Here is an 11,630-nt window from a genome sequence, read left to right as displayed (position 1 = left end):
CGCTTCGTTGCCTGAACGTTCCGCCTGGGCAGAGAGCCTGGTTCATCTTGCCGAAGATCTGATCGCCGCCGACCGTGGGAACGTCGAGATGGTCGTCGAGTGCGCGGCCACGCTCGACGAGACCGACCGCGCTGGGGACCCGCGGCTCATCGACGTCGTCCTCGTGGGGCATCATCCCAAAGAGAACGGGCTGTCCGTCCAACTCGTCGAGCTGAAGCGTTGGTCGACGGTGACCCGGGTGGAGCGAGCCACCGCGGAACTGGTGCATGTCCCCGGTATGGGGGAGAAGAAGCATCCCGCGCTGCAACTGCGCGAATACTACGAGGCGTTCACAAGTGACAGAGGGCCGCTGCACGGACTGGACTACGAGTGCGGCGGCTTCGCCTATCTGCACAACGCCACCGACGCCGCGGTGCTCCCGCTGGTCGGCGTGGACGCGCCGACCGGTTCCTACGCCCGTGTCTACACCAGCGACCGCCGCGCCCAACTGCTGTCGGACCTGCGGAGCAGCTTCGCCGACGACGGTGCCGACTCGGCGGCCGAGATCCTGTTACGGAGCATGGGCCTGCGCAACACCCCGCTGCTCGACGCCATGATCCGCTCCAGCGGCGAGGACACGGTCTTCACCCTGCGCGGCCGTCAGAAGAAGGTCGCGGACCAGATCCTCGACACTGCCGCCAAGGTGCTTCCCGATCCCCGGCGGCCCGCGCTCCTCCCCGACGAGCGACGGGTGGTGTTCCTCGTCACGGGCGGTGCCGGCACGGGCAAGAGCGCCATCGGCCTCCAGCTCAAGGCCGAACTGGAGGCGGAGGGTCGCACGGTCAAGTACGCGAGCGGTAGCAGGGCCTTCAACGGCGCGCTGCAGGAGCATGTCGGCTTCGGCGACCGGGAGTTCAAGGAGACCTTCACCTACTTCAGCAACTTCGTCACCCCGCCCGACCCGCCGCTGGACGTGCTGATCTGCGACGAGGCCCACCGCCTGCGCGACCGCTCCACCAACCGCTTCTGGAAACCCGAGGACTGGGGCACCAAGCCTCAGGTGGACGAGCTCCTCGACGCCTCCCGGTTGACGGTGTTCTTCCTCGACGAGGGTCAGTCCGTGCGCCCGCAGGAGGTCGGCACCGCCGCTCTCGTGGAGGACGCGGCACGGCGCTACGACGCCCACCTGGTCCGTAGCAGCCTGCGGGAACAGTTCCGGTGCGGCGGCAGCGACGCCTACATCCGCTGGGTGCGCGGCGCGCTGGGAGTGTCCGACGCGGAGCCGGAGCTGTGGACCCCGGACGGACTGATGCATGTCGAGGTCGTGGACAGCCCGGAGGAACTCGAGCGGATCATCCGTTCCGAGGCCGGGGCGGGAGCATCCGCGCGCATGGTCGCCGGATACTGCTGGCCCTGGACGAAGCCCCTGGGCAAGGAGAAGCGACTTGAGCCCGACGTCCGGATCGGTGACTGGCACCGGCCGTGGAACGCGGACAGCGACTCCTTCTGCGAGAACAAGACCGTCCCGCCTTCCAAGATCTGGTCCGTGCACGAGAACGGTCTCGGCCAGATCGGCTGTGTGTACACCGCGCAGGGCCTGGAGTGGGACTGGTGCGGCGTGATCATGGGCGAGGACATGGTGCGCCGGGGCGACCGTTGGGTGTTCCGCCGGGGCAAGGAGACGGCGGACAAGGAAGCGGGCGTCAAGCGGGTCGCCGTTCCCGGGTCGTTCGATCCCAGGGTGAAGCCGAAGAGCGTGGAAGATGACGAGTTCGCCCGCCTCGTCCGGCACGCGTACCACGTGCTGATGACCAGGGCGAGCCGGGCGACCGTGCTCTACTCCACGGACGAGGAGACCCGGGACTACCTGAAGGGGCTCGTCGGCGACGTCGAGATCCACGGTCTGCGACCCACCTGGGAGAGTCTGCCGGAGCAGGCGCGACAGCCACATCTGCCCCGTCCCGGCCGAGGAGGGCGCCGCCGCAGGAAGCGTCAGAAGAAGGACACTCCGCCCGGAGAGATGCGTCTTTTCTGAAACGGTGGACCAGTAGGTGGAGTGGCGGGCGCCCGGGCCCGCCACCTGCCGGTCAGAAGACCAGGCGCGCTACCACGGTAAGGGCCGTCACCAGCAGATTGGTGATGACTCCCACCGTGACGTCGACCAGAATCTGACGAATCCGGTCACGACGTGCAAGCTTGTACTCAACGGGGTTCATCGGTTTCCACTCCTGAGCGTGAGCTGGGAATGGCAGGGATCGCCCTACCGGGCATCCGCAGTCACACCGCGTGTGGCACGCGGTGGAGACCACTCGTCGCTCATCGCCGAGGACCGGCACCTAAAACACCGCCGACGTACCCTCCGGGAAGGTGCGCAGCAGGTAACCACGTTAGTGCACGCGCCAGTTGACGCAGATCGATTTTGGACGCCGCGGTGTCTCCGCCCGGGCGCCGGACGCGATGGCGCCGGGGGGCGAAACGGCGTCGATCGCGGTGACATCGACTGTGTGGAGTTTGCGCATTTTCACCTGAGGGGGTGGGCGAGGCTCCAGGATATTGGTGGTCCACGCGCCACAAGTCACCGGAGTTGGGGGATAAGGGGGGAATGTTCCATACTCCCGTCCTTCACCGTCTCTTTTCATGGCACGGCCAGCCACTAGGATTTGCGTCAAGGGTCTGACCACGGGGAACGGTCGCCCTTGCGGGACACGAGGAGCGGGGAAGAGGCATGCGGGAAGGCCGGTGGGTCACGGTCACCCAGTCCGAGTTCGATCACGAACGCCGTGGCCTGGACGCGATCCGGGAGAAGCTGTCGGACTCCGACCCCTGGCGTGCCTGGTCGAACTTCACCTTCACCGCGAACACCGGACACGTCCGCGAGGTGGACCTGCTGGTCGTCGCCCCCGGCGGCGTCTGCATGATCGAACTGAAGGACTGGCACGGCTCGGTCGCCTCCGAGAACGGCACCTGGGTGCAGACCACACCCGGCGGCCGCCGCCGTACGCACGGCAACCCGCTGCACCTGGTCAACCGCAAGGCCAAGGAACTGGCCGGCCTGCTCGCGCTGCCCGGCGGCAAGCGGGTCTGGGTCGCGGAGGCCGTCTGCTTCACGGACAACAGCCTTCGAGTACGCCTGCCCGCCCACGACCAGAACGGCGTGTACACCGTCGACGAGCTGGTCGAGATGCTGGGGCAGCCTCCGCGTGACGAGCGGCGCCGCGTCACCGCGATCGGCTCGCGCGAGATCGAGGCGGCCCTCAAGAACATCGGCATCCGCAAGAGCGACGCGCAGTACAAGGTCGGCCCGTACGAGCTGGAGCGGAAGTCCTTCGACTCCGGGCCCACCTGGGCGGACTACCTCGCCCGCCACAGCGACCTCCCCGAGGCCGCCCGCGTCCGCATCTACCTCAGCGAGCGCGGCTCCGACGCCTCCCTGCGCCAGTCCGTCGAGAACGCCGCCCGGCGCGAAGCCGCGGTGCTGGGCCGCTTCAAGCACCCGGGCGTGGTCGAGCTCAAGCAGTACTTCCCCTCCGGGCACGCCGCCGGCCCCGCGCTGATCTTCGACTACCACCCGGACACCCTGAAGCTGGACGAGTACCTGGTCCAGTACGGCGAGAAGCTGGACATCCTCGGCCGGATGGCACTGGTCCGCCAGATCGCCGAGACCATGCGCTCCGCGCACTCCAGCCGTATCCACCACCGGGCGCTCGCCGCCCGCTCCGTGCTCGTCGTCCCCCGGCCGCGCGGCGGGAAGGGCCGGGCCGTGGGGGAGGAGGCCGCCTGGCTCACCCCGCACCTCCAGATCTCCGACTGGCAGATCGCCACCCAGCGCAGCGGCGACTCCTCCCAGGGCCAGGGCATGACCCGCTTCGCGCCGACCGCCCTGTCCGCGATGCACCTGGCCGACGACGCCGACGCCTACCTCGCCCCGGAACTCACCGCCCTCAACCCCGACCCGGTCCACCTCGACGTGTACGGACTCGGCGTCCTCACCTACCTGCTGGTCACCGGCAAGGCGCCGGCCGCCAGCCAGGCCGAGCTGCTGGCCCGCCTGGAGGCGGGCGAGGGCCTGCGCCCCAGCTCCCTGGTGGACGGACTGTCGGAGGACGTGGACGAGCTGGTCCAGGCCGCCACCGCCTACCGGCCGGGCCAACGCCTGTCCAGCGTGGACGAGTTCCTGGAACTGCTGGAGGTCGTCGAGGACTCCCTCACTGCCCCGGCCCAGGCGGCCACCGCTACGGAGGGGCCGGCCGACGAGGACGACGAGACCGCCGCCGACAAGGACCCGCTGGAGGCCGTCGCCGGAGACGTGTTCGCCGGCCGGTGGGAGATCCGCCGCCGCCTGGGCACCGGCTCCACCAGCCGCGCCTTCCTCGTCCGCGACCTTCAGGCCGAAGCCCGCAGGACCCGCCCGCTGGCCGTCCTGAAGGTCGCCCTCTCCGACAGCCGCAGCGAGATCCTCGCCCGCGAGGCCGAGGCCATGGGACGCCTGCGCCCCCACTCCGGCATCATCCGCCTCGTCGAACCCGAACCGCTGCACATCGGCGGCCGTACCGTCCTGGCACTGGAGTACGTCGGCGACGAGCGCGACGACAACGGGCAGAGCACCGAGGGCGCGGGCCGCCCGCGCCGCCGTGAGGAGACGGTCGCCCGCCAGCTCCGCGACAACGGCCGCCTCCAGGTGGACCAGTTGGAGGCTTACGGCGACTACCTCTTCGGAGCCGTCGACTTCCTGGAGGGCGAGGGCGTCTGGCACCGCGACATCAAGCCCGACAACATCGCCATCCGTATCCGCCCCAACCGCACCCGTGAACTCGTCCTCATCGACTTCTCCCTCGCCGGCTACCCGGCGAAGAGCACCAACGCGGGCACCGACGGCTACCTCGACCCCTTCGTCGACGTCATCACCCGCGGCTCGTACGACTCGCACGCCGAGCGGTACGCCGTCGCCGTCACCCTGCACCAGATGGCCTCCGGCGAGCTGCCCAAGTGGGGAGACGGCAGCGTCCTGCCCCGTATGACCGACGCCAAGGAGTGGACGTACCCGACCATCGCGGCCGAGGCCTTCGACCCGGCCGTACGCGACGGTCTCGTCGCCTTCTTCCAGAAGGCCCTGCACCGCGACGCCGGCCGGCGGTTCCCCGAGCTGAAGCCGATGCGGGACGCCTGGCGCAAGGTCTTCCTCGACGCCTCCCAGACCGTCCCGTCCAGCCACCGTTCCCGTCACCCGGCCGCTACGGCCACGGAGGAGGGGACACCGGCCGAGGGCGCCGCCGCGGCGGCGATCGCGGACGCCGAGCCGGAGACCGCCGAGCAGCAGCGCGACCGCCTCGCCGCCGAGGTCACCCGCGACACCCCGCTCACCGTCTCAGGCCTCACGCCCGCCGCCCAGTCCTTCCTGTACGGCCTGGGCATCACGACGGTCGGCGAACTGCTCGACTACAGCCGCCGCAAGCTCGTCAACGCCCCCGGACTGGGGGCCAAGACCCGCAACGAGGTCCAGCAGCGGCAGCGCGAGTGGGGCGAGCGGCTGCGCGAGATCCCCGTCTCACCGCTCACACCGAAGGGCCGAGCCGAGGCCAAGGAGGAGCTGGAGCAGCTCACCGCAGCCGAGTCCGCCCTCGTCGGCGAGCTCGCCACGGGCGCCTCGGCGAGCGCACTGTCGCCCCGCATACTCCGCTCCGTCAGCCTCGACACCCTCGCCACCGTCTTCGTACCCGCCGTCAACAACAACGGCTCCAACCGCAACAAGGCCGAGATGGTACGGCTGTTGCTGCGCCTGCCCGACGAGCACGGCGTGCTGCCCGACATCGGGGTCTGGCCGAAGCAGAAGGATGTCGCGGAGGGCCTTGGGCTGAGCCAGGGTCGTATCCCGCAGATGCTCAAGGACGAGCGCAAGCGCTGGAAGGCGGAGCCCGCCGTTCAGGCACTGCGCGAGGAGATCATCGACCTGCTGTTGAGCATGGGCCGGGTCGCCTCTGCGGTGGAGATCGCGGACGCCCTGGCGGTCCGGCGCGGCACGCACCTCGCGGGGCGCGAGCAGCGGCGCGCGATGGCGCTCGCAGCCGTACGGGCCGTGGTCGAGGTAGAGCAACTGGCCCCGCAGGAGGCCGAGTTCCAGCACCAGCCGAACCGCAAGGCGACGGACGAGTCCCTGGGCGCCGGCCTGCTCGCCCTCGACGTACGAGAGAACGACGGCCCGGACACCCCGACCGCGCCCGGCCTGCTGGAGTACGCGACCCGCCTCGGCAAGACGGCCGACCGGCTCGCCAGGCTGGACACCCTGCCGACGGCGGCGACCGTGCTCGCCGAACTGGGCGCGCTGACGGTGCCGCCGGGCGCGGTGGACTGGGACGAGCGCCGCATGGTGGAGCTGGCGGCGGCGGCGTCCGTGAACGCCGCCGCCACGCCACGCCTGGAGATCTACCCGCGGGACCTGTCGCTCGTCAGGGCGTTGCGCCTCACGCAGGCCGGGCTCGTCCGCTGGATCCCGGGTATGCCGGAGGGGCAGCAGCCGGGCCTGACCGGCGAGGCCGTGCACGAGCGGGTCCGTGCTCGCTTCCCGGAGATGGTCGCTCCTGACGGGCGTGGCGGCACGCACCACGAACTGCCGACGGGCGGCCCGCTCACCAAGGCGTTGCGCGACGCCGGCTTCGAACTGTCGCTCAGCATGCACGAACGCGAGGGCGTGCTGCGCTACCTGCCGACGCGAGTGGACGACGCGTCGAGCTACCTGACTACAGGTGCGTGGCGGCAGTCGACGCGTACGGGTGCGGTGACGCGGTACGCCGACGACCCGCAGCTCGCGGGTGCGGTACGTGCGGAGGAACGGCTCCTCGCGTCGGCCCGCCGGGACGGGTACCGGGTGCTGACCGTACGGCAGCAGTTGGTGCGGGACGCGGTACGGGAGTTGGGTGCGGGGCGACTGGGCACGCGGGCGGTGTCGGTGACCGAGCTGTTCCTGGAGGCCCTGCACGCGCAGGTGACGCCGGGCACCAAGCCCACCTGGGAGACCCTGCTCAAGGCGGACGCCGCCGAGCCGGGCTCGAAGGGCGCGGTGCGGTTCGCGGAGTACGCGCGGACGGCGTGGGGCGCGGTGGAGCCCCGGATCGCGGAGCTGCTGGGCAACGGTGGTGGCGGGGCCGGGCCTGTTCTGCTGACGGAAGCCGGGGTGTTCGCGCGGTACGACGCGATGGGCGTCCTGGACCGGCTGGCGTCGGCGGCCCGGCGGGGCGGGCGGGGGCTGTGGCTCCTGGTCCCGCAGAGCGACCCCTCGCGCGAGCCCCGGCTCGGGCAGGTGGCCGTGCCGTACCAGGCCGGCCTGGGGGAGTGGATTCAGCTTCCGGACACGTGGGTGGGCAACGCCCATCGCGGGTCCGGCGAGGTTGTGGCTAGTGCCAGTGGTGTCGAGGGAGACGCAAAGTGATCGACCGCAAGGCTCTGTTGAACGACCTGAAGCAGCAGGTCAAGGCGGTCGAGACCGACCTTGGACGCCAGGTGAAGGCGCTGGGTGATGTTGGCGCGCGGCTGAGGGCCGAGTACGACCAGGCGCGCAAGCTCGGGCGTACGGCGGCGACGTGGACGTCGTGGCTGGACGAGCGGGTCACGCAGGTCGCGGTGGCGTGGGTGCTGGGGACTGTGTTCGTACGGTTCTGCGAGGACAACCGGCTGATCCCGGAGCCGTATCTGACGGGGCCGGACGGTGACCGGCGGGAGCTGGCGGAGTCGCGGTACGACGCGTACGTGGAGTCGGACGAGGATCCGACGTACCGGGGGTGGCTGGAGAAGGCGTTCGAGGAGCTGGGGCGGGGGCAGGCGGGTCGGCTGCTTTTTGATAAGCGGCACAACCCGCTTTTCCAGGTTCCGCTTTCGCATGATGGTGCGCGGGAGTTGGTCGAGTTCTGGCGGGGGAGGGATGAGGGTGGTGTCCTCGTCCATGACTTCACCGACCCGCTGAACGAGGACGGTACGGAGGGGTGGGACACGCGGTTCCTCGGCGACCTGTACCAGGACCTGAGTGAGGCTGCCAGGAAGACGTACGCGCTGCTTCAGACGCCGGAGTTCGTGGAGGAGTTCATCCTCGACCGGACGATGAATCCTGCGGTGCGGGAGTTCGGGTACGAGGAACTGAAGATGATCGACCCTACGTGCGGGTCGGGGCACTTTGTGCTGGGGGCGTTTCGGCGGTTGGTACGGCTGTGGGGGGAGGGGCAGCCGGGCAAGGATGCACATGAGCGGGTAGCGGCCGCGCTGAAGTCGGTGCACGGTGTGGACGTCAATCCGTTCGCGGTGGCTATTGCTCGGTTCCGGTTGCTGGTTGCGGCGATGGCAGCGGGTGGTGTGCGCACGTTGGCGAAGGCGGCGAAGTACGACTGGCAGGTATCTCTGGCGGTCGGAGACTCGCTGATCAAGTCCCGCCGCTCCCAGCAGGGCAACCTGTTCGGCGGGGTGGACGAGGACTTCGTGGACGAGTTGGCCGAGTTCAAGTACGCGACGGAGGACTTGCACGAGTACCCGGACGTCTTGCAGCCGGGGCAGTATCACGTGGTGGTGGGGAACCCGCCGTACATCACGGTCAAGGACAAGACACTCAACGTTCTCTACCGGGAGCTGTATCCGGCGTGTGCGGGCAAGTATGCACTGTCGGTGCCGTTCGCCCAGCGGTTCTTCGAACTGGCCAAGCGCGGAGATGCTGAGGGACGCGGCTACGGCATGGTCGGGCAGATCACCGCGAACTCGTTCATGAAGCGGGAGTTCGGGGCGAAGCTCATTGAGGGATACTTCGGGCACACGGTGGAGTTGACCGAGGTCATCGACACCTCGGGTGCGTACATTCCGGGGCACGGGACGCCGACGGTCATTCTCGTGGGCAGGCAGCGGGGTGGCGATGGGCGATCGCCGGTCATCCGGACCGTTCGCAGTGTGCAGGGTGAGCCGTCCGCGCCGGACAACGCCGAGGAGGGGCTGGTCTGGCAAGCAATCCTTGAGCAGATCGACAAGCCTGGTTCCGTTAGCCAATGGGTGTCCGTCGACGATCTTGAGCGCGCTCGATACTTTGGCAAGCAGCCTTGGGTTCTAGCTGATGGCGGTCTGGAGATGGTCGAGCAGCTTCAGGCGGCTGCGGTCAAGAAGCTTGCAGAATTGACCGAAAGTAGCGGATTCTCGGCGATCACTGGCGACGACGATCTTTACTCTTTCCCTCGGCCGCTCGCTGCCTGGGTGCCTGTACATGGTGCACCTATGCGGCCGTTCTTGGAGGGAGATCAGATTCGAGACTGGGTCAGCTTGCCTGGCGTAGACGCTATCTATCCAATCGGCACCAACCGGACTGATCGTGAACTATTGGAGTCGAGGGCTTTGTGGCCCGGGCGCCATATCCTTCGAAACACTCTGTACTTCGGTCAGACGAAGGAGCAGCGTGGTATCCCATGGTCCAACTACGCTTACTACAAAGAAGACCGCCTCAACGCGGATCGTCTGATTACCTTTGCATTCGTTGCAACGTGCAACCACTTCGTGTTGGATCGAGGCGGGAAGGTGTTCAACAGGTCCGCACCAGTGATCAAATTGCGGGAGGAGGCGGGCGAGGAGGAGTACCTGCGGCTGCTTGGGCTGCTTAACAGTTCAGCGGCTGGATTCTGGCTCAAGCAAGTGAGTCAGTCAAAAGGTAATGGCGGCATCGGTGGTGGAATCTCGGACGAATTCTGGGAGCACCGGTTCGAGTTCACCGGAACGAAGCTGGAAGAGTTCCCCCTCCCCGCTGGGTACCCCACCAAACTCGGCACCGCGCTCGATGATCTGGCTCAGCAGCTCATTGCTGTCAGCCCTGCAACCGTGGCAGCCCAGGCTATTCCGACTGCCACGACCCTGCGAGAGGCCGCCTCCCGCTGGGAGTTGACACGCGCGCGGATGGTCGCTCTCCAGGAGGAGCTGGACTGGCAGGTCTACTCTCTCTACAACCTTCAGTCCGAGGACCTCCGCGTCTCCAACGATCCCGACGATCCCAACATGCCCGCGCTCAACCTCGGTGAGCGCGCATTCGAGATCGTCCTCGCCCGCCGCGTAGCCGCAGGCGAGGCCAGCGGCGAGTGGTTCAAGCGGCACGGCTCCACCCCCATCACGGAGCTCCCTGCTCAGTGGCCCGCCGCCTACAGGCAGATCGTCCAGAAGCGGATCGACGCCATCGAGTCGAACCGCGCCATCGGCATGGTCGAGCGCCCCGAGTACAAACGTCGCTGGGCCGCCGAGGGCTGGGACGCACTCCAGGAGAAGGCCCTGCGCTCCTGGCTGCTCGAACGCATGGAAAACCGTGACCTCTGGTCTGACGAGAACGGTCAGCCCACCATCCTTACCCTGGCTCGCCTCACCGACGCGCTCTCGCGTGACGAGGACTTCGTCTCCGTCGCCAAGCTCTACGCACCCCGCAAGGAACTCGCGAAGGTTGTCGCCGAACTGATCAGCGACGAGCACGTGCCGTTCCTCTCCGCCCTGCGCTACAAGCCCGCCGGTCTGAAGAAGCGCGCCGACTGGGAAGAGGTGTGGGACCTCCAACGCAAGGAGGATGCCGCGCCCGACGAGCCCGCCAAGCGGAAGATCCGGGACTCCATCCCTGTGCCGCCGAAGTACACCTCGGCCGACTTCCTCCGCCCCTCCTACTGGAGGGCGCGCGGCAAGCTCGACGTGCCCAAGGAGCGGTTCATCTCTTACGGGCAGGCCAACGCCGCCACCCCTGAGCTGTACGGGTGGGCCGGCTGGGACCACCGGGAGCAGGCACAGGCCCTCGCCACGTACTTCACTAACACCGCGCTGTCCACCGAGGAGATCACGCCGTTCCTCGCCGGCCTGCTGGAACTCCAGCCGTGGCTGTCCCAGTGGCACAACGAGTTCGACATGCTCTACAGCGGCTCCCCGGCGGACTTCTTCGCTGGTTACCGCCAGCAGAAGCAGGGCGAGCACGGACTCACTGACGACGATCTCCGTGGCTGGCGTCCTCCGGCCGCGACCCGAGGTCGTCGCGCAGCAGTGAAGCAGTAGCCAGGAGTAAATCGAGGTCCGTCGGTTCAAGGGCCACCCGGTGCGTGAGCGGGTGGCCTTGGGTCCGCACGTGCAGATCCGCCCACACGGTCTTGCCCGGGGCTGCTGGGCGAGGGCTGACGCCCCAGTCGTCCGCGAGGGCGGCGACCAGAAGCATGCCCCGGCCGGACTCGGAAAGCGAGTCGGTCGCCGGGGGACTGGCCGGGGGCCGTTTCTCGGCGCGGGTGTCCGTCACCTCGATGCGGAAGGTGTCCTCGGCCAGGGTGAGTTGGACGTGGAAGTCCCGGCCGGGGACGTGGCCGTGGCGTACGGCGTTGGCGCTGAGTTCCGCCGTGATGAGGGTGAGCGTCTGGTTGACCGGGGTCGTGTAGGGGTGGCCCCAGTCGTTCAGGCGGTGCGAGACGAGTCGGCGGGCGAGGCGGGCACCGCGCGACGTTGAGGTGAAGCGCATGGTGAACTCGCGTTCGGGTGCGGGGCGCTGTGGCATATGCCCGTTCGGGGGAGTTGCTGACTTCATGCGGTCAACGGTTGCGGACTCTGCGTAGCGTTGAACAGGAGCGATGCGCTGACGGGTACGGGCTGTACACGTCGGCGGTGCGCTTGTACGTGGTGTCTGGCGT

5 protein-coding genes are annotated in these 11,630 nt (G+C 68.5%); 3 read left to right on the top strand and 2 right to left on the bottom strand.

Features of this window, described 5'->3' with window-relative positions:
- Positions 1-7 precede the first annotated feature (7 nt).
- Positions 8-2,014 carry a DUF2075 domain-containing protein gene (locus OG966_RS12310; RefSeq protein ID WP_326649608.1) on the top strand — a complete coding sequence of 669 codons (2,007 nt, stop codon included), beginning with the start codon at positions 8-10 and terminating at the stop codon, positions 2,012-2,014.
- 52 nt (positions 2,015-2,066) lie between these two features.
- Here the strand turns inward: OG966_RS12310 and OG966_RS12305 are convergent, their stop codons facing one another.
- Positions 2,067-2,195 (bottom strand): DUF6408 family protein, encoded by a 129-nt coding sequence (locus tag OG966_RS12305; RefSeq protein ID WP_220141422.1) that lies wholly within the window; start codon positions 2,193-2,195, stop codon positions 2,067-2,069.
- A 509-nt stretch (positions 2,196-2,704) separates the two neighbouring features.
- Between OG966_RS12305 and pglW the strand changes: the two genes are divergently transcribed.
- Together pglW and pglX are read left to right on the top strand one after the other, a co-directional pair.
- Complete coding sequence (gene pglW, locus OG966_RS12300; RefSeq protein ID WP_326649607.1) at positions 2,705-7,402, top strand: BREX system serine/threonine kinase PglW; 4,698 nt, start codon at positions 2,705-2,707, stop codon at positions 7,400-7,402.
- Positions 7,399-11,010, top strand: coding sequence for a BREX-2 system adenine-specific DNA-methyltransferase PglX (pglX, locus tag OG966_RS12295; RefSeq protein WP_326649606.1), 3,612 nt, complete (start codon positions 7,399-7,401; stop codon positions 11,008-11,010). Before pglW ends, pglX begins: the two co-directional genes overlap by 4 nt.
- Here the strand turns inward: pglX and OG966_RS12290 are convergent.
- Positions 10,937-11,497 (bottom strand): ATP-binding protein, encoded by a 561-nt coding sequence (locus tag OG966_RS12290; RefSeq protein ID WP_442806805.1) that lies wholly within the window; start codon positions 11,495-11,497, stop codon positions 10,937-10,939. The genes pglX and OG966_RS12290 overlap by 74 nt on opposite strands.
- Between the last annotated feature and the right edge of the window lie 133 nt (positions 11,498-11,630).

Origin of the sequence: Streptomyces sp. NBC_01750 (genome assembly GCF_035918095.1) — a bacterium.
Taxonomy (GTDB): Bacteria; Actinomycetota; Actinomycetes; order Streptomycetales; family Streptomycetaceae; genus Streptomyces.
The sequence above is the reverse complement of the archived record's forward strand: the minus strand, read 5'-3'. Positions and strand labels throughout refer to the sequence as shown.

Bases quoted from the DNA above. Each gene is read 5' to 3' on its own strand.
- pglW (WP_326649607.1), top strand. From the start codon at position 2,705: ATGCGGGAAGGCCGGTGGGTCACGGTCACCCAGTCCGAGTTCGATCAC.
- OG966_RS12290 (WP_442806805.1), bottom strand. From the start codon at position 11,497: ATGCCACAGCGCCCCGCACCCGAACGCGAGTTCACCATGCGCTTCACC.
- OG966_RS12305 (WP_220141422.1), bottom strand. From the start codon at position 2,195: ATGAACCCCGTTGAGTACAAGCTTGCACGTCGTGACCGGATTCGTCAG.